The sequence below is a fragment of the Polaribacter sp. P097 genome (genome assembly GCF_036864555.1).
GTDB lineage: Bacteria > Bacteroidota > Bacteroidia > Flavobacteriales > Flavobacteriaceae > Polaribacter.
This window is the reverse complement of the sequence record NZ_JAZETJ010000002.1, coordinates 918342-943300: the sequence shown is the minus strand read 5'-3', so window position 1 is coordinate 943300 and position 24959 is coordinate 918342. Positions and strand designations below refer to the sequence as shown.

At 31.2% G+C, this 24959-nt stretch carries 14 protein-coding genes; 9 read left to right on the top strand and 5 right to left on the bottom strand.

The window, feature by feature from the left end; genetic code table 11:
• Positions 1 to 16 precede the first annotated feature (16 nt).
• From V7R38_RS11575 to V7R38_RS11555, 5 genes are all read right to left on the bottom strand, one after another.
• A complete protein-coding gene (locus V7R38_RS11575; protein ID WP_334058594.1) occupies positions 17 to 2785 on the bottom strand; it encodes an alpha-amylase family glycosyl hydrolase in 2769 nt (922 codons plus the stop codon).
• Between the two features lie 63 nt (positions 2786 to 2848).
• On the bottom strand, positions 2849 to 4528 hold the full coding sequence (locus V7R38_RS11570; RefSeq protein WP_334058592.1) for a SusE domain-containing protein: 1680 nt from the start codon (positions 4526 to 4528) through the stop codon (positions 2849 to 2851).
• Positions 4529 to 4552: 24 nt separating this feature from the next.
• Positions 4553 to 5680, bottom strand: a complete 1128-nt coding sequence (locus tag V7R38_RS11565) for a SusE domain-containing protein (RefSeq protein ID WP_334058590.1) — start codon at positions 5678 to 5680, stop codon at positions 4553 to 4555.
• 18 nt (positions 5681 to 5698) lie between these two features.
• Positions 5699 to 7312, bottom strand: coding sequence for a RagB/SusD family nutrient uptake outer membrane protein (locus tag V7R38_RS11560; protein ID WP_444359185.1), 1614 nt, complete (start codon positions 7310 to 7312; stop codon positions 5699 to 5701).
• A 14-nt stretch (positions 7313 to 7326) separates the two neighbouring features.
• Positions 7327 to 10233 carry a SusC/RagA family TonB-linked outer membrane protein gene (locus V7R38_RS11555; protein ID WP_334058588.1) on the bottom strand — a complete coding sequence of 969 codons (2907 nt, stop codon included), beginning with the start codon at positions 10231 to 10233 and terminating at the stop codon, positions 7327 to 7329.
• A 198-nt stretch (positions 10234 to 10431) separates the two neighbouring features.
• On the opposite strand from V7R38_RS11555, the gene V7R38_RS11550 reads away from it, so the two are divergent.
• The 9 genes from V7R38_RS11550 (at position 10432) to V7R38_RS11510 (ending at position 24959) form a co-directional block, all read left to right on the top strand.
• Positions 10432 to 11451 (top strand): LacI family DNA-binding transcriptional regulator, encoded by a 1020-nt coding sequence (locus tag V7R38_RS11550; protein ID WP_015479851.1) that lies wholly within the window; start codon positions 10432 to 10434, stop codon positions 11449 to 11451.
• Between the two features lie 183 nt (positions 11452 to 11634).
• Entirely contained in the window at positions 11635 to 12987 is a 1353-nt protein-coding gene (locus V7R38_RS11545; protein WP_334058586.1) for an MFS transporter, read from the top strand.
• Positions 12988 to 13641 (top strand): beta-phosphoglucomutase, encoded by a 654-nt coding sequence (pgmB, locus tag V7R38_RS11540; RefSeq protein ID WP_334058584.1) that lies wholly within the window; start codon positions 12988 to 12990, stop codon positions 13639 to 13641.
• A 59-nt stretch (positions 13642 to 13700) separates the two neighbouring features.
• On the top strand, positions 13701 to 16007 hold the full coding sequence (locus V7R38_RS11535; protein ID WP_334058582.1) for a glycoside hydrolase family 65 protein: 2307 nt from the start codon (positions 13701 to 13703) through the stop codon (positions 16005 to 16007).
• A gap of 10 nt (positions 16008 to 16017) precedes the next feature.
• Positions 16018 to 17646 (top strand): sulfatase family protein, encoded by a 1629-nt coding sequence (locus V7R38_RS11530; RefSeq protein WP_015479855.1) that lies wholly within the window; start codon positions 16018 to 16020, stop codon positions 17644 to 17646.
• Positions 17647 to 17664: 18 nt separating this feature from the next.
• On the top strand, positions 17665 to 19593 hold the full coding sequence (locus tag V7R38_RS11525) for a glycoside hydrolase family 13 protein (protein WP_334058578.1): 1929 nt from the start codon (positions 17665 to 17667) through the stop codon (positions 19591 to 19593).
• Between the two features lie 43 nt (positions 19594 to 19636).
• On the top strand, positions 19637 to 20584 hold the full coding sequence (locus V7R38_RS11520; RefSeq protein ID WP_334058577.1) for an alpha/beta hydrolase: 948 nt from the start codon (positions 19637 to 19639) through the stop codon (positions 20582 to 20584).
• A 52-nt stretch (positions 20585 to 20636) separates the two neighbouring features.
• Positions 20637 to 23066: a TIM-barrel domain-containing protein gene (locus V7R38_RS11515; RefSeq protein WP_334058576.1), complete on the top strand. Its 2430-nt coding sequence runs from the start codon at positions 20637 to 20639 to the stop codon at positions 23064 to 23066.
• A gap of 9 nt (positions 23067 to 23075) precedes the next feature.
• Positions 23076 to 24959, top strand: a complete 1884-nt coding sequence (locus tag V7R38_RS11510; protein WP_334058574.1) for an alpha-amylase family glycosyl hydrolase — start codon at positions 23076 to 23078, stop codon at positions 24957 to 24959.

Genomic DNA, 24959 nt, shown 5'->3' with positions numbered 1-24959 from the left:
TAAAAAGAATTTTAAATTAATTGATAATCAATTTCTTTAAAATTTTGCCCTCAACATTTTGAGACATTACAATATACAAACCTTTTTCTAAATCATTGATAGAAAACGCGTTATTTGGTTCAAAATTTCCAGTAAATTCTTTGATTTGCTTTCCATTAACATCAAAAATTAAAACTTTTGTTGCTGATACAGATAGACTAAAAGCTTCCTTTGCAGGATTTGGATATAATGAAACTGAATCATCAAAAAATAGATTTTCGGTAGATAAAACTGCTGCTTTATTACCATAAACCTTAAATTCTCCTGGAGCTAAGCTTATTAAATTATTGGTATTGCTAACATTTAAAGTTGCATTATCATCTAACAAATCATACCAAATACCTGTTTGTTGAAATACAGGATTGATATTCTGTGTAGTTAAACCAAAATTACCAACCACAGTAATGTATTGCATATCTGAAGCAGATGCATCAGAAAGTTGAATTTTTTTCAATCCATTTGAATTCGAAGCATCAATAGTAAAATCTGAAGTTTTGAAAACATCGTATTTTAATTTTAACTGAATTAACTTACTCCAAGTATTGTAGATAGATTTGCGATTTTCATCATCAAAATAGTTCCATAAAATAGGTTTGTTTCCAGTTCTTCCATTTTGGTTGATGCTGATATCATACCCTAACTCACCAAATTGCCAAATCATTTTAGGACCAGGTACTGTAAAGTAAAAAGCACCTGATAACTCCATTCTTTCTAAGGCAGTTGTAGTGGTTTTTATATTATAAGAACCATTAGAATACCCATTGGTTATTGCAGCATAGGTAAGTCTTTCTTCATCATGACTCTCCATATAACTAACGTTTGCAGGTACAGACCAACCTCTGTTTTTGTAAGAAATCCAATCAAAATTAGAAGCACCACTAGTATTGTTTCCAATAGTAGCATTGGTGTAACTTCCATGATGATTTCCCCAAACCATAATTCCTTTTCCTTCATTAAGTCTATAGTTAATCCATTTTGTTTCCTCAGAATTTTGACCTAAATGTTCAAAAATGATGTAAAAATCTGGATCAATTTCCCATTGATAATCTGCATACTCTTTTAACACTTCAACTCTATCTGCTTGTTCAGAGTTTGTACAACCTTCATCTGAGCTAGAGCAATTTTGTGTAAAACCTTTAGTTAAATCCCATCTGAAACCATCAATTTTGTACTCTTCAATTAGGTATTGAGTTGTTCTTTTTACATAGTCTTTTACACCTTGTTTTTGATGATTAAAATCGTTAAAAACACTATAACTATGTGTAGCTACTACATTAAAAAATGGGCTGTCTGCACTTGCTTGTCCTTGAGTACCTCCATTATCTGTATTGTACATTCTATAAAATGGATGCTGACCTGTTGCATGGTTATATACCACATCTAAAATTACAGCAATTCCTCTTTTATGACATTCATCTACCAATTGTTTAAAAGCAGTTCTAGAACCATAATATTTGTCTATTGCCATGTGAAAAGAAGGATTGTATCCCCAAGAAAGATTACCATCAAACTCGTTTATTGGCATAAATTCAATTGCATTAATACCTAAACCTTGTAAGTAATCTAGCCTTGCTTTCACAGCATCAAAACTATGTAGGTTATCAAAATCTCTAATAAGTAATTCGTAAATTACTAAGTCTGTTTTAGCTGGCTTCGTAAAATTAGTAGTTTGCCAAACATAATCTGTTTCGCCAGTCTTAAAAAATGTTACAGCATCTGTTGTTTTGTTAGAAGGGTAAGAAGGTAAATTAGGATAGGTTGTACTATCAATATAAATATCTTCTGAAGGATCTAAAATTTGCGTAGAATAAGGATCTGCAATTCGTATTTTAGCATCTACCAAATATTGATACATATGATTTGTATCTGGATTTAAGCCTGTTAGTTCTATCCAAAAACGATCTTTACTGCTGTCTTTTTTTAGTAAATAATTATTGTCTATTTCCCAATTATTAAAATCACCAATTACGTGCACAAATTCTTTATTTGGTGCATATAAAACCAATGTAGCTTTAGTATTTTCAGTAGGATTAATAGTTAAACCATCTTTTATATTTAATGGTAATGCAGCTTCTGTAACTGTTGGTTTTACAACCACATTAAATTCTTTGGTTTGAATATTACCATTATTGTTTGCTTCTAATACAAAATCTGTATTTTCTGTAGGCGTTAATGAAAAACTATAATTTGTATTATTCATTTGTTGATCTATAGAAACACCATTTGCTTTTAAATTAAAGTTAGCTTGTAAAGAGGTTGTGGCTGTAATTTGAAAATTGGTTCCACTATCTAAAATGGTTGTAGTTTCTGAAGGTGCAGTTAAATTAATTTGAAACTTTCCAACATCATACAATTGATCTTGAGATTTTTTATCTCCATCACCATTCTTTGCTTTTACCAAAAAACCGATTCTACCTATACCAGTTCTATTATAGAAATTTGCAGGAGTAAAGCTAATCGAATAAGTGCCATCACCATTATTGGTTAATTTTTGAGCTTCATTAGAGTTTGTCCAAGTACCATTTGTTGGAGAATCTGCAATGTTCTCAAAATTTGAATCGAAAGACCAAGCCCATAAATAAATATCTGAAACACCCCAAGTAGCAGGATTTACATTAGCTACAGTAATTGTAATTTCTTCGTTTTCTTCAAATGTTGCTGGGCTAACAGAGAAGTTAGCATTTTGAACTTGCGCAAATGCAAAAGATGAAATAAAAAAGAATAAAATGTATATATTTTTTTTCATAAGAATTTGATTAAAAAATAAGAGCTACCTAAAAAGATAGCTCCTAAAATTTTTAAAAGAATATTAATTCTTGGTATATGTTGGTGCATCTGGATCTGAAAAATCTAATACAAACGTATAAGTACCAGCAGTGGTATTTAAGTTACCACCATTTAATTCTAATACTCCATCACCATCAGAATCTCCATAATTAGTTCCCCAATCATTGTTAGCTCTGAATTTATATTCACCATCAATTAAAGTAACGTTTTCTAAAATCCAAACATCATTAAAAGGCTTAGACCAGTCTCTTCTAAACTGTGCATCTGCAGTAGCACCCCAATCATTATAAGCACCACCTACTAGACCCCAAACATTTGTTACAGGCTCTAAAGTGTATGTTAAATCATTTAGATTTACAGTAGCAAAATAAGTACCAGCTGTTGCAGCAATATTTGCTCCTCCAGGATCTAAAGTTCCATCTACACCATCATCACCCCAATTGGTTCCCCAATCGTTGTTTAATCTGAACTTCATTTCACCATCAGTTAAAGTAACCAAACCTCTAAAAACATCTGAATAAGGATCGTATTCTAGCATTAAATCTGGAGTAGCACCCCAATCATTAGCAGCAGAACCAACGATACCTAAAGAGAAATTCTCAATAGAATAGGTCATGTTATTTAAATCTAAGCCAATTTTATAAGAACCAGCAGAAACAGCAATGTTTGCTCCATTAGAGGTAACTGAACCTCCAGTTGCGCTATCACTACCTAAGTTGTTGCTCCAATCGTTATTTTCTCTAAACTTAAATTCACCATCAACTAAATTTACATAGGCTACTAACTCACCATCTACATCTGTTTTAAAGAATGGTAAATCTGGAGTAGCACCCCAGTCATTAGCAGCAGAGCCTACTATACCCCAAGTGGTTGATAAGTCTAAAACTGTTAAATAGGTAGTTACATTAATAGTTACAGTTTCAGTAGTTCTTTCTAAAACAGTACCTGATGCAGCATCAGTAATAACAGATCTTAATCTCATTTCTAAATCTCCAGCAGCATCTACAGCAATACCAGATTGGATAGCAACACTATTAAGTTGTGAATTAGTTAATGAAATAGCATTCATATTACGTACAGAACCAACCTCTATAACATCTGCAAAAGACGTATTTGGAGCTGCAGCTTCTAATGTGTAATCAATATCAATAGATAAAGTTGAATCTAAAATAGGGTCATCCCAAGTTACGTTTACGGCCTCTAAATCATTGTTATCTAAAGTTAAAACAAACGAATCTCCATCAGAAATACTAGCAAACGCTGGTGCATCTACTGGATAAGTTGTTACTAATAATAAGATAGAGTTAGAAGTATTACCACCTGATTGTACTCTCATATAAACTGCAACATCTCTAAAATTAGTAACGCCAGCATTATTTATGGCATCATTAAAATCACTAACAGTCATAGAGAAATTGCTGTTTGTAGTAGTTCCTAATGTTATAGGGCTTGTAAACTCAGCATCTGTAGCCATTTCTACAGTGTAATCTGACCCTGCTTTTAATTCATCTTGCCAAGAAATAGTAAAGGCAGGATTACTTGGAAGTGCAAAGTTTAAAAACACACTACTAATACCTGGTGTATCTAATGTAAATGCAGCTTCTGGGCTTGTTAATGTTAAGCTATCTTCAACTTCACAAGAACCTAAAAGTAAGGTTAATGAAAGTAGGAGGTAACTTACTCTTTTTAAATATTTTTTCATTTTATATTTTTTAAGATTTGTTTATTATAAGTTTAAAGGAATTAAAATATAACGTCCTGTTAAGTCATTAAACCAAACGTCGTAATCATCCTCTACAATAACAGGTATTGCACTACCTCCATTTGTAGCTACTCCAGAAAATGAAGATTCGCTACCCCAATTTGCACCACTATCTGTTACAAAAGAAACTTCTCCAGGAGTAAGTCTTACACTATTTGCATACCATAAGTGCCCATCAAAAGATAATTGGTTCATTGCTATGTTTGCTGTACTAGAACCTTGTAATGTTAAAGATCCAGGACTTGTAATTCCTGATACATCAAAACTATCAAAGCTAAAAGTGTTGCTAGCAAAATTTATTTTAAAAGTATAGAAACCTTCAGGTATTCCATCTCCTCCTGCATAAGGAAAACGTTCTGGGTCAGAACCACTTCCTAAGTTAGCACCAACATCTCCAGATGATGTTCCATCAGGATTTTTAGAAGCACTATCTGTACCATATTGTGGTTGCCATAAACCTTTGGTTGATAACACTTTGAAATGTCCATTTTCTGCAAATTTTCCAGTATAATAGTAAACATTACTATCACTAGCATCTCTAAAAAGAGCTGGGTTGTTGTTATTGTTTTCCCAACCTGGAGCAGTTGCATCACCTACTAAATAAAAGTCATTAAATGTGTAGTTAAAGTAAGGATACACATTAAACTGAATTGTATTTGAAACAGCACTTTCTGAGTTTTGAGAACCTAAAGTTGAAATTACACGTGTATACAATGGTGCCCACTCAAAAGGGTTTAACCCTGCATTACCTGCTGCTGAATTTACTTCGTTTACAGATAAGGTAACCGCTGTTCTACCTGTAACAGTAGCAGCTACAACTGGTGAAGTAAATGCTTCATCCATAGAAAACTCTATGTTGTAATTAATAGAGGCTTGTTGTCCATAATCTGCTTCCATCCAATTTAGAGTTAAAGCAGGATTGTTTGTGTTTACAGCATCTAATTCAAGTTCTGTAAAACCAAGCTCTGCCAAAGTTGGTGGAGTTGGATTTGTTATGGTAAATAATTCAGAATTATCATCACATGAATTAAAGATTAACATAAATAATCCAATAAACGTAATTGCTGAAAATCTTTTTATATTTTTCATCATTTGTAATTTATTTAATAGTTAGTACCCAGGGTTCTGAGTTAAATTTGGATTAGAAGCTAAACTTGCAGATGGAATAGGGTATAAGTTTAAGTTACTTGGTAAAGCAATTCCGTTTGTACCATTACCTTTCCAAACCCAATTATATGCACCTCCAGTAAATAAACCATATCTAACTAAATCTTGTCTTCTATGAGCTTCCCAATGCAATTCTCTAGATCTTTCATCTAAAATAAAATCTAAAGTAATGTCAGAGATTGTTAAATTATTCTGAGGATTATTTGCTCTACTTCTTAATGAGTTGATGTAAGCTGCAACATCTGCATCATTTGCACCAGAACCACCTCTTAAATGAGCTTCTGCATACATTAAATACACATCTGCTAATCTAAATAATGGGAAATCTGTATCTACAAATGTTTGATCTACACCAAAACTTCCTGTTGAAGTTGCATTAGAGTATTTCTCTAAAATGTATCCTTGATCTCTATCTGAAATATCTGTAATTTCTATATCTCTACCAGAAGAAATAATAGTATTTCTAGTATCGTTATTAAAAATACTTGGCTCAAAAAGTAAAGCTAATTGCTTTCTTACTCTTAGAGCTCCACCCCAACCACCAGCACTAACTCCTAAAGGAGCTCCATTGGCTTCAATGCTTCCAACAGAACCGTTAATCATAACAGTAGTTGGACCAAAATTTTGTGTGAAAGTTCCATCAGAAATTAGAGGGAAAATAATTTCATTAGCAGCTGAGTTTGTGTTGTTATCTGCCATAAAATTGTGCAAATAATTAGAGGCTAATGTATAGCCACCACCAATAATTTTATTACAGTAATCAATACACTCTGTATATTTAGCTTGACCAATATATACTTCTGCATTTAAATAGATTTTTGCTAAAATCATCCAAGCAACTCCTTTACTTGCTCTTCCATGCTCTACAGCCATAGGGTCAGCTAAATCTGCTTCAATAGCAGTTAATTCCTGCTCTATAAAATCAAATAATTGAGCTCTATCGTACACAACAGATTGTTGGTTTATAGCATCGTCTTCAGTTAAGAAGTTTGCTTGACCAAAAAGATCCATCATGTAGTAATAAGACATTGCTCTTAATAATCTTGCTTCTGCTCTGTATGATGTAATTTCTGCTCTTGTTGCTGCAGAAACATTTCTTTCGTCTAATTTTGCATCTGTAGTTTCTCTTAAGAAATTATTTGCGAATGCAATAGTTACGTGACTTCTACCAAACATTCCTAAAATGATAGGATCATCTGCATTCCAAATATTTCTTTGAATTTCACGTGTTCCTGGGTCATTTTCATAAGACCAAATCATTTGATCTGCAGATAATGTTTGTAGGTATAATAAAACTCTACCAAACTGACTTGTACCAGCATCTAAACCATCTATATTAGAAGAACCTGGGCCATCTACACCTGTTAAAGATAGGTTTGCATAAACACCTGCAAGTAATTCTTTGTAGGCAGTTTCATTGGCAAAGAAATCTTCTCCTAATAAATCTTGATCATCTTGAGGAGTAATATCTAAATCACTAGTACAAGAAGATAGCGCAATTACTAACACCAAAAGGAAGGTTGTAATTTTGTCTATTTTTAAAATTCTTTTCATCATTAATTCTTTATTAATTAAAATTTAATATTTGCACCTACCAAGAATGTTCTTGGTCTAGGGTAATTTGTGTTATCTATACCATTACCAGCTAATTCAGGATCTAAACCAGAATAGTTTGTAACTGTAAAAACATTTTGCATACCAGCCCATAAACGAATGCTATTTGATGCAAATTTTTTGATAGGTCTATCAAAAGTATATCCTAATGTTATATTGTCCATTCTTAAGAATGAAGCATTTTCTAAATAATAATCAGAAATAATAACGTCTGATGTACTGTTAAAGTTAGTGTCTAATACTGATGTTGGTATATTACCTAATACAGCATTGTCTTGTAATAAATCGTATTGAGCTAAACTTGAATTAACATTGTTGTAAACATAATTACCAACACTTGCTCTTAAGTTAAAGGCTAAATCGAAATTTTTATAATTGAAGTTAGACTGGAAACCAAAAGTAAAATCTGCTTGAGGGTTACCTTTTAAGTATCTGTCTTGTGTATTTATAATTCCATCTCCATTTAAATCTGCATAAGCACCCTCAATTGGGTTACCTGCATTATCATATAATTGTTTGAAAACATAGAATGAGTTTGGTGCAAAACCTTCTCTAAATAATTGAATAAAGTTTCCTGTACCACCTGCAATACCACCAACTGTAATATCTTGACCTAAAGCTAATTCTTTAATTTCTCTATCTAAATAAGTAGCATTGAAGTTAAAGTTCCAGTTCATGTCTTCAGTTCTTACTAAATCTGCATTTAAAGAGAATTCAAGACCATTTACTTGTAAATCACCAATGTTTTGTAAAACTCTGTTTGTAAAGTTAGATCCATCAGCAACTGGTGCATCAGAAATCAAATTTGTAGAGTTTTTCTGGAATGCGTTAATAGAACCTGTAAATTTATTGTCAAATAAACCAAAATCTACACCTACTTCTATAGTAGCAACATCTTCCCAACGTAAATTACTTCTTTCAGAAGGAATTGTAGATTGAATTGGGTTACCTCCAAAAATATAACCTGATCCTTGGTTTCCAAAACGATATCTATCTAAATATAAATCTCCACTAATACCTTCTTGCTGACCATTTAAACCATAACTGGCTCTTAATTTTAAATCAGAAAATACTTTGCTGTCTTTTAAGAAATCTTCATCGCTAATTCTCCAAGCTAAAGCAGCTCCTCCAAAATCTCCCCATCTGTTTTCTGGACCAAATCTAGAAGTACCATCTCTTCTATAGTTTAACGTTAATAAGTACTTTTCGTTAAACGTAAAGTTTGTTCTACCTATAAAACCGATTAAAACTACTGGTGTGTTTGTATATGTTGTAAAACCTGCATCATTAGGGTTTCTTAAATTTCCTGTATTGTTACCTGAACCATTAAAAGATTGATAGTTGTAACCAACCATTGCATCTAGTTTAACTTTACCAAAAGTATTGGTGTAGTTTAAGTAAGCATCTAAGTTTTCGTTATTAAATTCATTCAAAAACGTACCTTCTGCACCTACAAATAGATCTGTATAATTTGCAGGGCTATTTAATGGGTTAAAGAAAGAACCTTCTTCTGTAGATTTGTCAAAACCAACTAAAAAAGTAGCAGTTACTTCTGGTAAGAAATGTAATTTATAATCTACTTTAAAGTTACCAAATTGTCTGAAAGTGTTAGATGTGTTGTTGTTTTGTAGTAAAGCAGCAACAGGATTTCTAGTACCATTTTCAATTAATATTCCTCCAGGAGTTCTGTTAATGTGCTGATAAAAACCTCCAAAAGGAGAGCTAGAATCATAAACAGGTTGTGTAGGATCGTATCTTAAAGCAGCATTTATTTGACCTGCATCTGCAGATCTTGAGTTTACAAATGCTCTATTATAGTTTAAACTTACTTTTAAATGATCATCAAAAAATGATGGATTCATAGATAAAGAAACGTTAGCTCTATCAAACTGAGACGTTAAAATATTACCTTCAATTTCTGAAAAGTTAACAGATAGTCTTGTAGGTATTCTATTAAATACTTGACCTCTAACACTTAAATTATGTTGTGTAGATACAGATTTCTGTAAAACTTCGTCTTGCCAATTTGTATTAGCTGAACCTAATAAACCAACATCTTGTGGTCTTTGTTGTGCAATGATGTTTCTAAATTCATCTGCACTAAACACATTTATTCTGTCTTTTATTTCACCAAAAGCAACTTGAAAATCGTAATCTAAAGAATAATCACTTCTACCTTTTTTAGTAGTAATGATAATAACTCCGTTTGCACCTCTTGAACCATAAATTGCAGTTGCAGAAGCATCTTTTAGTACTGAGAAAGACTCAATATCATTTGGGTTAATACTAGATAAGTTAATTCCTGATAATGGTAAACCATCAATAACGATTAACGGATCATTAGAAGCATTTAAAGAAGAACCTCCACGAATTCTTATCTGAGAACCAGAACCTGGTGCACCACTAGTTGTAATGTTTACACCTGCAACTCTACCACTTAATAAGTTTTCTGGAGTAACAATGTTACCTTTTGTAAACTCTTTGGCTGTAATTGCCTCTACAGAACCTGTAGCGTCTTTAACAGTAGTTGTACCATAACCAACAACTACAATTTCTTCTAATTGTTCAGATGATTCCTCTAATAGTACTGTTAAATTAAAATTAGTACCTAATGTAACTTCTTTGTTGGCATACCCTAAATATCTAAACACAAGTACATCACCTGTATTTACTCTTTCAATACTAAAGTTCCCATCAAAATCGGTTTCTGTACCTCTTGTTGTTCCTTTAACTACCACACTAACACCAGGTAATATTTCTCCTGATGATTGTTCTTTTACAACACCTCTTACAGTTTGCTGCGCAAACGTTGCAAAAGACGTGGATAAAAGAATTCCAATTAACAATAATTTAAATTTTTTCATGTATAATTTGTTAAATAATAACTGTAAATTTGATTTGCTTAACAATAAATTTACATTCCACATAGTAAATATAGGTGACATGAGTTCATTTCTAATATATTTTAACTTACGAAAACGGTTTCGTGTTGACAACTTTTTTTATCTAAAAATCGTTAGATTAGCAATAAATAGATAACTATTATTTCTTATTAATAAAGAATGAAGCAAAAAATTACCATAAAGACAATTGCAAAGGAATTAGGGGTGAGTACATCTACTGTATCTAAGGCTTTAAAAGATAGTCATGAGATAAGTAAGGATACAAAAGATAAAATTCAGGCTTATGCTAATTTATACAATTACAAACCCAATCATTTAGCGCTACAATTAAGAAATCAAAAAACGAAAGTTATTGGAGTAATTTTGCCTAAAATTGTGCACCATTTCTTTTCGACAGTTATTAGTGGTATAGAAGATGGAGCCAATAAAAAAGGCTATAATATCATGGTTTGTTTTTCTAACGAATCTTACAAAAAAGAAGTAGAAACTTTAAAGGTTTTGTCTAATGGAAGTGTAGATGGTATTATACTATCTGTTGCAGGTGAAACCTTAGAAAATAAGGATTTTAATCATTTTAAAGGCTTGGTCTCAGAAGAGATTCCGTTTGTTTTATTTGATAGAGTAGTAGACGAAATTTTATGTGATAAAGTAGTGGTTGACGATGTTGGTGCAGGTTATAAAGCTACCCAACACTTATTAGAAAATGGCAGAAAAAATATTGCTTTAATTACTACTCCAAATCATGTGAATGTAGGTGCTTTAAGGAGGCAAGGTTATGAGAAAGCATTGATTGAGAATTATATTAAAACTGACAAAGATATTATTGTAGAGGTTGATGAAAAGCTTCCTTTAAAACCACAAATAGAAAAAGTGTTCGAAAAAGACATTGATGGTGTTTTTGCTGTAAATGAAATATATGCTGCAAATGCAATGAGAGTGGCCAAGGAGAAAGGTAAAACTGTACCTAAAGACATCTCTATAATTGGTTTTACAGATGGTTTAATTTCTGAATATTCTTCACCATCAATTACTACCATTGCTCAACATGGATTTACTATGGGGCAACAAGCTGTAGATTTATTAATTCAACGAATTGAAAATGAAACCACAGATTTTAAACCGAAAAAAATAGTGATTTCAAGCGATTTGAAACTCAGAGAATCTACGAAAACGTTATAGTAGTGTTTTTTAGCAATTTTTTACTACGAAATCGTCGTCGTAAAATAATAGTGCTATTTTTATCAACTATGTAAAAAAAACATATATTTGTTGCCATATTAAGATTTATCAATAAATTTCATTCCACACTTTTAATAATTGATAAGTCTAAAAACTTGTCGTAACTAATTAATAATTACGATAATGCAAAAGCGTAAACTAAGCTTCTGGCAAATTTGGAACATGAGTTTCGGATTTCTAGGAATACAAATGGGCTTTGCCCTCCAAAATGCTAACGCCAGTAGAATTTTACAAATCTTTGGTGCAGATGTACATGAACTTTCTTGGTTTTGGATTATTGCTCCTTTAATGGGCTTAATTGTGCAACCAATAATTGGTCATTACAGTGATAAAACTTGGAGTAAATTCGGTAGAAGAAAACCATATTTTTTAGTTGGAGCAATTCTGGCTTCTATAGGTTTAATTTTAATGCCACAAGCAGATTTATTTATTGCGTTTTTACCAGCTTTATGGGTTGGCGCAGGAATGCTAATGATTATGGATGCTTCTTTCAATATTGCAATGGAGCCTTTTAGAGCGCTTGTTGGCGATAATTTACGAACAGATCAAAGAACTTTGGGATTTAGTGTACAGACTGCTTTAATTGGTTTTGGAGCTGTTGCTGGGTCTTGGTTACCTTATGCACTTACAAATTGGTTTGGAGTTTCTAACGAAACTTCTTCTGGAGTTGTGCCACAGAATCTAATATGGTCTTTTGTAATTGGTGCTGTAATTTTAATGATATCAATTTTAATTACCATTTTTACAACTAAAGAATATTCACCAGAAGAATTGGCGAATTTTGATGATAATGCTTCTACCAATATTGAAATAGAAGAAGAGAGTTCTAGTTTAATGGATATTTTTGAAGATTTCAAAAAAATGCCAACTACAATGCGTCAATTAAGTTGGGTGCAATTCTTTTCTTGGTTTGGCCTTTTTGGAATGTGGGTTTTTGCAACACCAGCAATAGCACAACATATTTACGGTTTACCTTACACAGATAGCAGTAGTAAAACTTATCAAAATGCAGGAGATTGGGTAGGTATCCTTTTTGGAATTTACAACCTTGTATCTGCGTTTTATGCCTTTGCTTTACCATTTATTGCTAAGAAGATTGGTAGAAAAAGAACACATTCTCTATCTTTAATTATAGGAGGTTTAGGGCTTTTATCAATTTACTTTATGCCAAATGAAAACTGGCTAATTATTTCTATGATTGGAGTAGGTATTGCTTGGGCTAGTATTTTAGCTATGCCTTACGCAATTTTGGCAGGTTCAATATCTGCTAAGAAAATGGGAGTTTACATGGGGATTTTTAATTTCTTTATTGTAATTCCGCAAATTATTAACGCCTTAATTGGTGGTCCATTAGTAAAATACGCTTATAATAATCAAGCAATTTATGCGCTACTTATTAGCGGAATTAGTTTCTTATTAGCAGCAGCTTTAGTCTACAAAGTAAAAGATGTAGATGATATAGTAAATACAAATTAAATGAAAAAAGGATTTATTTTCGATTTAGATGGTGTAATCGTAGACACTGCAAAATACCACTATTTGGCGTGGAAAAAATTAGCCAATGATTTAGGTTTTGAATTTACCAAAGAGCAAAACGAATTGTTTAAGGGCGTTAGTAGAAAGCGCTGTTTAGAAATTTTATTAGAAATTGGTAATAGAGAAGCTACTCAAAAAGAATTTGATACTTGGATGATCGAAAAAAATATAGATTATTTAAAATATATAGAAAATATGGATGCATCAGAGATTTTACCAGATGTACCTAAAGTATTAGAATACTTAAAAGAAAATAATATACCAATTGCCTTAGGTTCTGCAAGTAAAAATGCAAGACCTATTTTAGACAAAGTAGGCTTATTGCCTTATTTTGATGCAATTGTAGATGGTAATAATGTTACCAAAGCTAAACCAAACCCAGAAGTGTTTTTACTAGCTGCAACTCAATTGAATGTAAAAACAGAAGATTGTGTGGTATTTGAAGACGCAGTTGCTGGCATACAAGCAGCAAACGCAGCTAAAATGCTAAGTATTGGTATTGGAGATAAAAATGTGCTGAATGAAGCAAATCATAATTTTAATGATTTTACAGAAATGAGCATCCAATTTTTAAAAGAAATAATAGAAAAATAAAAAGTTTTAAGAGTCTACATTATTATAATACAGTCTCTTTCCCTCTAAAAATAAAGAAAATGAATCAAGATTATATACAACCAAATGCATGGTCTATTCTTGAAGAAGGATTTAATGCAGAAAGAGTAAAATCTTCAGAAAGCTTGTTCAGTATTGGAAATGGAGCAATGGGTCAGCGTGCAAATTTCGAAGAAAAATATACAGGGCCAACGTTTCAAGGTAGTTATATTGCAGGAGTTTATTATCCAGATAAAACCAGAGTTGGTTGGTGGAAAAACGGATATCCAGAGTATTTTGCCAAAGTATTGAATGCACCAAATTGGATTGGTATCAATGTAAAGATTAATAATGAAGATTTAGATTTGCATACCTGTAAGTCTGTTTCAAAATTTAAGAGAGAACTCAACATGAAAGAAGGTTGGTTAGCTAGAAGTTTTGAAGCTGAACTACAAAATGGAATAAAAATTAAAGTTGATGCAAAACGTTTTCTAAGTTTAGAGTTAGATGAGGTTGGTGTAATTAGTTATAACATAACTTTATTAAATTCTGATGCTACAATTACATACACACCTTATTTAGATGCAAGCATTACTAATGAAGACACCAATTGGGATGACCAATTTTGGGATGTTTTAAAAGTAACTCAAAACAATCAACAATCATTCATAGAAGCAAAAACGATGAAAACTAATTTTCATACGTGTACTTTTATGCAATCAAGATTATTTATCAACCAAGAAGAAGTTTTAATTGATTGTGATAATTCTCAAACTGAAAAGGAAGCATTTTGTAATTATACACAAGAGGTTAAAGAAAATCAAACCTTTACAATCCATAAATTTGGAGGTTATGTTGTAGATAGAAATCATGATAAAGATGCATTAGTTTCAGCAGCAAAAAAAGCTTTAGATAAGGCAGTTAGTTTTGGTTTTGAAGCTTTGTTAGAAACTCAGAAAAATTCTTGGGCTAAAATTTGGCATACTTCAGATATTACTATTGAAGGCGATGTGAAAGCACAGCAAGGAATCCGTTTTAATATTTTTCAATTAAATCAAACTTATTTAGGTACAGATGCTTCTTTAAATATTGGGCCTAAAGGATTTACAGGAGAAAAATATGGAGGTAGTACCTATTGGGATACAGAAGCTTACTGTATACCATTTTATATGGCTACTAAAGACCAATCTGTGGCTAGAACATTATTAGAATACAGGTATAATCATTTAGAAAAAGCCATAGAAAATGCTGAGAAATTAGGTTTTACTAATGGTGCTGCATTATACCCAATGGTTACCATGAATGGTGAAGAGTGTCATAATGAGTGGGAGATTACCTTTGAAGAAATTCACAGAAATGGGGCTATCGCATTTGCCATTTATAATTATTTTAGATACACTAATGATTATTCTTATATTCCAGAAAAAGGATTAGAGGTTTTAATTGGTATTGCACGTTTCTGGCATCAAAGAGTAAACTTCTCTATGGATAAGAAGAAGTTTGTAATGTTAGGTGTTACAGGACCAAATGAGTACGAAAATAACATCAATAATAACTGGTATACAAATTATATTGCAAAGTGGTGTATAGAGTATGCTTTAGAAAATATAGAAACTGTAAAAATTGATCATATTTCTGATTATATCAGAATTAAAGAAAAAACCAATTTTACAGATGAAGAGCTAACTTCTTGGAGAAACGTTGCAGAGAATATGTACTTTCCTTACTCAGAAAAACACCAAGTATATCTTCAGCAAGATGGTTTCTTAGATAAAGAATTAATTACAGTAGAAGATTTAGATAAAAGTCAAAGACCTATAAACCAGAAATGGAGTTGGGATAGAATTTTACGCTCACCATACATCAAGCAAGCAGATACTTTGCAAGGTTTTTACATGTTCGAAGATCATTTTTCGAAAGAAGAATTAGAACGTCATTTTGATTTTTATGAACCTTTTACAGTTCACGAAAGTTCACTTTCACCTTGTGTTCACAGTATTCAGGCTGCTAAATTAGACAGAATGGATCAAGCCTATACTTTTTACTTAAGAACTTCTCGTTTAGATTTAGACGATTATAATCACGAAGTAGAAGAAGGATTACATATAACTTCAATGGCAGGTACTTGGATGAGTATTGTAGAAGGTTTTGCTGGAATGCGAATTGTAGATAATACACTATCATTTGCGCCAAAAATACCTAAACAATGGCAGTCATTTTCCTTTAAAGTAAACTTTAGAAATCAGGTTATTGAGGTAAACGTTAAGCAAGGAGAAACCTACTTTGAAGTTGAAGGTAATTCAGACGTAAATATTTTAGTAAATGGAGAGATTACTAAGGTATCACCAAATAACTTACAAACTGCATAAATTTTAAACAATGAAACCCATCAGAAACATTTTTTTTCTCATTGTAATTATAGTTTTATATTCTTGCATCAATCAAGAAAATTCTAAAAGTGTTTCTGAAGTTTCAGTTTTTAAAAAACCGAATTTCTTATTTATCATTACAGATGATCATGCTTACCAAGCTTTAAGTGCTTATGACAATAAGTTAATTAACACACCTCATATAGATAGATTAGCTAATGAGGGGATGTTATTTAAAAAAGCATTTGTTACAAACTCAATCTGTTCTCCAAGCAGAGCAGTGGCTTTAACCGGCAAATTTAGCCACCTTAATAGTGTTAGAGACAATCTTGATGTTTTTGACACACTTCAAGTTACGTTCCCAAAATTGCTTCAAAAAAATGGTTATGAAACAGCTATTTATGGAAAATGGCATCTAAAGTCTAAACCAAAAGGTTTTGATTTTTGGGAAGTTTTACCTGATCAAGGTCATTATTATCATCCAAATTTATTAACTAAAAATGGAATAAAATCTACTAAAGGTTATGTAACAGATGTAATTACGGATAGAGCAATTAATTATTTAGATTCGATAAGAAATATAGAAAAACCTTTTATGTTAATGTATAATCATAAAGCTCCTCATAGACAATGGTGGCCTTCTATGCATGATTTAGAGGATTTTAAATATCGTAAAATTCCTGTTCCAGAAACACTTTTTGATGATTATAAAACAAAAAGTAAAGCCTCTTTTGATGCTGAAATGAGAATTTCTGATCATATGGCTTTAAGTGCTGACAATAAAATTGATCCTAAAATATTAAAGAAATTAAACTACAATGAATTTTTAGATTGGTACGAATCTAGTTATATAGAAAGATTTAATAGATTAAATGCTGACGAACAAAAACAATGGAAAACAGTTTACGGACCAATAAATAAAGAGTTTGAAAAACTTAAACCTAAAAGCAAGGCTTTAACACTTTGGAAATACCAAAGATATCTTGAAGATTATTTGGGAGTTATAAAAAGTGTTGATAGGAATATAGGTAGAGTTTTAGATTATTTAGATAAAAATAATTTAGCTAAAAACACAATGGTTATTTATACATCAGATCAAGGTTTTTTTCTTGGTGAACATGGCTGGTTTGATAAGCGTTTTATGTATGAAGAATCTTTTAGAACTCCACTTTTAATAAAGTTTCCAAATAAAATTAAACCAAAATCTATTAATTATGATTTAGTTCAGAATATAGATTTTGCACCAACAATATTAGATGTTGCTAGAGTTGATATACCAAAAGAAATGCAAGGTAAAAGTTTAGTGCCTTTGTTTAAAAATAACAACTCGAATTGGAGAGACGCTTTATACTACCATTATTACGAATATCCAGGAATTCATATGGTAAAAAGACATTATGGCGTAAGAACAAATAGATACAAACTCATCAAATTTTATTATGATGTTGAAGCATGGGAAATGTATGATTTACAAGAGGATCCAAATGAAATGAAAAATATATATGGAGATTCTAATTATAAAGAGATTCAATTAGAATTACATAAAAAGCTTGAAGAATTAAGAGTTAAATACAAAGATTCTGATAGTTTAAATCAGAATTTTATTGAAAGCGATTTAAAACGTTTAAAAACATTATAAATATAAAAATCTACTCATATGAAAAAAATAATTTTCTTTTTAGGACTTGTTTTTATGATTTCCTGTAATACTTCTGAAGATAATATAAAAGTTACTCCAGCAGAAGTAAAAAATCAATTTTTGAATAGAGTGGAACCAACAAATTGGTGGGTTGGTATGAAGAATACAAAACTTCAATTGTTAGTGCATCATCCAAATATTTCTGAATATAATGCAGAAATTAATTATGCAGGAGTAACCATCAAGAATGCTACAAAAACTACAAAAAGTAATAATTACCTTTTTTTAGATTTAGAAATTTCAGAAACAACAACAGCTGGAAAATTTGACATCACATTTAAAAAAGAAAATTCTGAAACTTTAACACATACCTATGAGTTAAAATCTAGAGAAAAATCAGCAGATTCTTATAAAGGTTTTGATAGTTCTGATGCTATTTATTTAATTACCCCAGATCGTTATACAAATGCTGATGAATCTAATGATCGAATCCCAAATCTAAAAGACCAATCTTTAGACAGAACAGATGGTTACAAAAGGCATGGAGGAGATTTACAAGGTATTACAAATGGCGTAGATTATATTTCAGACTTAGGTTTTACAGCTATTTGGCCAACTCCTGTTTTAACCAATGATATGCCAAGAGGCTCTTACCATGGTTATGCAATTACAGATTACTATCAAGTAGATCCGCGTTTTGGAAATTTAGAAGATTATAAAAATCTATCTAAAAAATTACGAGAAAAGGATATGAAATTGATCATGGATCAAGTTGCAAATCATTGTGGTTTAGAACATTGGTGGATGAAAGATTTACCTTTTAATGATTGGGTGAATGACCAAGCATATTATGAGAAAAACAAAGAGAATTGGACTCAAAAAATCGTAAACAGATCCAATCATAGACGAACTACAAATCAAGATTTATACGCTTCAAAAGCAGATAATAAAGGAAATAATGAAGGTTGGTTTGTTTCTGGAATGCCAGATTTAAATCAAAGAAATCCGTTTATGGCGAATTATATTATTCAAAATAGTATTTGGTGGATAGAGATTTTAGGACTAGGAGGGATTAGACAAGATACTTATCCGTACCCAGATAAAAAATTTATGGCAAATTGGGCTGGTGCAATTATGAACGAATACCCTAATTTTTCGATTGTTGGAGAAGAATGGAGCTACAATCCATTATTAGTTGGTTATTGGCAAACTGGTTCAAAAAACAAGGATGGTTATGAATCTAATTTAAAATCAACTATGGATTTTCCAATGCAGAAAGCAATCATAGATGGTATTAATGAGGAGGAATCTTGGGGAACAGGATTGGTAAAAATCTACGAAGGTTTAGCAAATGATTTTCATTATGCTACCCCTAAAGATATTATGGTTTTTTTAGATAATCATGATGAAGGAAGAATGTTTACAGCTTTAAATGAGGATGCTACAAAAGCAAAAATGGCGTTAAGTTATATGCTAATGATGCCAAGAATTCCTCAAATTTATTACGGAACAGAAATATTAATGGATGATACTGCTAATCATGGAGATCATGGATTAATTAGAACTGATTTTCCTGGAGGTTGGAAAGGTGATACAGTAAATGCTTTTACAGGTGAAGGTTTATCATCGGATAAAAAAGAAATGCAATCTTTTGTAAAATCAGTTTTAAATTATAGAAAAGATAGTAAAGCAATTCAAGAAGGTAGAACATTGCATTTTGCACCCTTAAATGGTACATATTTTCTTTTTAGAATATCAAATTCAGAAACTGTTGTTCATATTATCAATAAAAATAACGAACCAGTTGTTATAGATTTGAATCGTTTTAAAGAAGTTGGTTTAACTAATAAAACATTAAAAAATATTGTAACTGGAGATGATTTTATTTGGCAAGATCAATTAGAATTAGCACAAAAAGGAAGTCTTATTTTAACTACAAAGAATTAGTTTTAATATAAAACCTCAATAAAAAAGAATTAAATCCAATCCAATGAAAAAAGTCGTATTTATTTTGATATTTCTAATATCAATTTCATGTAAATCTCAAGATCAAACAAAAGCTGTAATTAAGGTATATCAGTTAGAAAATGCTGTTTTAGCTGGTGGTAAATTATTGAGAATAGATTCTTTTCCATCTAAATTTATAACTCCAAGACCTGTAGATGTTTGGTTGCCAGATAATTATTCATCAAACAAAAAATATGCAGTTTTATACATGCATGATGGTCAAAATTTATTTGATGAAACTACCACTTGGAATAAGCAAGAATGGAAAATAGATGAAGTAGCAACCAAATTAATGAAAGATGGTGTTTCTAGAGATTTTATAGTGGTTGGTGTTCATAATATTCCAAAAATTAGATGGCAAGATTTGTTTCCTGAAAAAGCAATGAATTTTGTGCCAAAGGAAGAAAAAGAGGCTTTATATGCAGAAGCGAAAAAAAATAATTTTAGTGTAGATTTAAATGGTGACGATTATCTAAGATTCATCGTTAAAGAATTAAAACCTTATATAGATCAAACCTATGCTGTGCATACAGATAAACAGAATACGTTTGTAATGGGTTCATCTATGGGCGGTTTAATGAGTATGTATGCAATTGCTGAGTATCCAGAAATTTTTGAAGGTGCAGCCTGTGTTTCTACACATTGGGTAGGTGCTTCACCAAGTAAAACAAACCCATTGCCTGATGCTATTTTTAAATATTTAGAAGAAAATACTCCAAGCTCAGAAAAGCATAGAATGTATTTTGATTATGGTAATAAGACTTTAGATCAATTTTATCCTCAATATGCATCAAGAGTAGATAGTATTTTTCTAAAAGCGGCTTACAAAAAAAATAATTTTAAAAATTTGTTTTTTGAAGGCACAGATCACTCAGAAAATTCATGGCAGAAAAGAGTAGATATTCCTTTAACATTCTTACTTAAGAAATAGTTTAATATCACTACTAACATTTTAATTTTTAAGTAATACAACACTAATAATTATGAAAATATACAGGTTTCTAATTTTCTTTTTTTTAGGATCATTTGTTGCATTTTCTCAGAACCCCAATAGGGTTTATAAGTCACACAATGAAGAAAATGATGTTTTTACTGTAATAACCAATGATGGGAAATATTCTTTTGAATTCTATACGAATTCTATTTTAGAGACTACGTTTATTCCAAATACTGATAAGGTAATTAAAGATAGTCACGCAGTTGTATTAAAGCCAAAGAAAGTTAAAACAACTTATAAATATGTGGGTGATACCATTTCTTATTCTAGCAAATCAATAAGTATTCAAGTTGTAACAGAACCTTTTCAAATTATTTACAAAGACAATAAGAATAAAGTAATTACATCAGAGAAAAGAGGTTATTTTAACTCTAAGCATATTCCTTTAGAAATGGTTAAAGGAAATATTAAGTATGATACCTCAGACAAAATCGAATTTAATTTAACTGAGGACGAAGTTTTATTTGGTGGTGGAGCTAGAGCCTTAGGCATGAATAGAAGAGGTAATCGATTACCACTATACAATAGAGCTCAGTATGGTTATCAAAATCATGCACCACTTATGAATTATACAATGCCAATTGTTATTTCATCAAATAAATACATGTTTCATTTTGATAATGCACCTATTGGTTATTTAGATTTAGACAGCAAAAAAGACAATACTTTAACTTACGAAACTATTTCTGGTAGAAAAACGTATCAATTAATTGTTGGTGATTCTTGGGGAAATCTAATAGAAAATTATACAAATTTAACAGGGAAGCAACCTTTACCTCCAAGATGGACTTTAGGTAACTTTTCAAGCAGATTTGGTTATCATTCACAGAAAGAAACAGAAGCAACTATTGCTAAGTTTAAAGAAGATTCAATTCCTGTTGATGCTGTGATTCTTGATTTGTATTGGTTTGGAAAAACCATACAAGGTACAATGGGTAATTTAGAAGCATACAAAGATTCTTTTCCAGATTTAGAGGGTATGATTTCACGGTTTAAATCAAAAGGAATTAAAACAGTATTAATTACAGAGCCATTTGTATTGTCAACTTCAAAAAAATGGAAAGAGGCTGATGAAAAACAAGTTCTAGCCAAAGATACTATTGGAAATTCGGCTAAATATGATTTTTATTTCGGGAATACTGGTATTGTAGATTTATATAAAAAAGAGGGTAGAGATTGGTTTTGGAATATTTATAAAAACATATACGATTTAGGAGTTAAAGGTATTTGGGGAGATTTAGGTGAACCAGAGGTATTACCTTCTTGGGTTAATTTTGGGAATCAGAAAAAAGCTGATGAAATTCATAATATTTATGGACATGATTGGGCTAAATTGATTTTTGAGAACTATCAGAAAGATTATCCAAATGAAAGACCATTTATTTTAATGAGAGCAGGTTTTTCTGGCTCACAACGTTTTGGAATGATTCCTTGGTCTGGAGATGTTAGCAGAAGTTGGGGTGGTTTACAATCTCAGCCAGAAATTGCGCTACAAATGGGTATGCAAGGTTTAGGTTACATGCACTCAGATTTAGGAGGTTTTGCAGGCGCTAATTTAGATGATAACTTATATGTAAGGTGGTTGCAATATGGAGTTTTTCAGCCAATTTACAGACCTCATGCACAAGAAGATGTGCCAAGTGAACCTGTTTTTAGAAGTGATTATGCTAAGAAATACGCTAAAAGAGCAATAGAATTACGTTATAAAATGTTGCCTTACAATTACCATTTAGCTTTTGAAAATAATCAAAAAGGAACCCCTTTAATGCGACCTATATTTTTTGAAGAGGATAAAAAGGAGTTAATGGCTAATTCAGAAACTTATTTATGGGGAAAAGACTTTTTAATATCACCTATTTTAAAAGACTCTGTGAAATCTAAAGAAATTTATTTTCCAAAAACAGCAAATTGGTTTAATTTTTATTTCGATAAAGATAAGGTAGTTGGTGGCCAAACAAAATCTGTAAAAGTCAAGAATAAAGCCATTCCAACCTATGTTAGAGGTGGCGTAATTATACCAATGACGAAGGTAGTACAAACTACAGATGTTTATAAAGGTGATGTTCTAGAGCTGCATTATTGGTTTGATGCAACTGTAAAAAAATCTACAAGATCAATGTACAATGATGATGGCTTAACTGCAAATGCATTCGAGAAAGGGCAATATGAATTGTTAGATTTTGAAGTTGATATAGATAATAGATTTATTGAAATAGATTTAGAAGCATCTTTTGGAGACAATTGGAATCCCAAAGAAAAAGAAATTGAATTAGTAGTTCATAATATCGATTGGAATCCTAAGAAAATAAAAGTTGATGGTAAAAGAGTAAAAATCTCATCAGAAGAGAATCAACTTAGAATTCCAGTTCAATGGAATCCAAAAAAGGAAAAAGAAATAAAAATAACACTAAAATAAAAATCAACCATGAATAAAATACATAGCATTTTAGTGGTTTGTATCATATCATTAATTGTGGGCTGTACCACTAATAAAAAGGAGGATAAAAAAGTAATGCAAGTAACTTCTAATAGAAAAACAGTTGTTTATCAGGTATTTACGAGGTTATTTGGTAATACAAATACCAATAACAAACCTTGGGGTACAATTGAAGAAAATGGAGTAGGTAAATTCAATGATTTTACAGACAAAGCACTTCAAGAAATAAAAGATTTAGGTGTAACTCATATTTGGTATACAGGTGTTCCTCATCATGGGGTTATAACAGATTATACTAAATATGGCATTTCAAATGATGATCCTGATGTGGTTAAAGGTAGAGCTGGTTCACCTTATGCAGTAAAAGATTATTACAATGTAAATCCAGATTTGGCTGAAAATGTAGAAAACAGATTAGAAGAATTTGAAGATTTAATAGAAAGATCTCATAAAGCAAATTTAAAAGTAATTATAGATATTGTACCTAATCATGTTGCACGTAATTACCAAAGTTTAAGTAACCCTGAAGGTATAAAAGACTTTGGTGCAGATGATGACACTTCTGTTGAATATGCATTGAATAACAATTTTTATTATGTGCCAAACATACCTTTTGAAGTACCAGATTTTATAGACGATTACAAACCTTTAGGAGGTGATACTAATGCTTTAAGTGATGGTAAATTTGAAGAAAATCCTGCAAAATGGACAGGAAATGGAGCTAGAACGCCTAAACCAGGTTTTTACGATTGGTATGAAACTGTTAAAGTAAATTATGGTGTTACTCCTGCAGGAGAAAAGCAATTTGATGAATTACCCACTGGTTTTGAAAATGAAAATTATGAAACTCACTATAATTTTTGGAAAGATAAAAATGTACCAGATTCATGGGTGAAATTTAGAGATATTGCTTTGTATTGGACAGATAAAGGAGTTGATGGTTTTCGTTTTGATATGGCAGAAATGGTTCCTGTAGAATTTTGGAGTTATATGAATTCAGCTATAAAAACTAAAAATCCTGAGGCTTATTTATTAGCAGAAGTTTATCAACCACATTTGTATAGAGATTATATAAAGAAAGGTAAAATGGATTATTTGTACGATAAAGTTCAGTTGTATGATACCATTAAACACATTATGCAAGGTCATGGATTAACAGATAATATTCCACAAATTCAAGAAGATCTTAAAGATATAGAACATCATATGTTGCATTTTTTAGAAAATCATGATGAACAAAGAATTGCAAGTCCAGAGTTTGCAGGGAATGCATTAAAAGGAAAACCAGCAATGGTAGTTTCTGCAACAATTTCTACCTCACCAACTATGATTTACTTTGGTCAAGAATTTGGTGAAGATGGTTCTGAAAACGCAGGTTTTGGTGCACCATCTAGAACATCAATTTTTGATTATGTTGGTGTGCCTAGTTTACAAAGATGGGTAAATAATAAAAAATTCGATGGAGGTCAATCTACAGAAGAAGAATTGGCTTTAAGAGATTTTTACAAACGCCTATTAAATTTTACAATCAATAGTGATGCACTTATGGGTGAGTATCAAGATATTCATCAATTTAATAGAGAACATACAGAGTGGTATAATGATAAAGTGCTGTCTTACGTGCGTTATAAAGGCGATGAAAAACTTATTGTTGTATCCAATTTTAATGCAGATAATACTTATGGTTTTGAGTTGGCTGTTCCTAAAAACATTATAGAAAAATGGAATTTAACTGAAGGTGAATACCATTTAGAAGATCAGCTTTATAAAACGTACACAACTACTCTTAAAGTTACTGAGAATGAAGCTAGAGTAAGGGTTGATGTAAAACCATTAGAATCATTTATACTTAGAGTAAATACCAAAAAATAA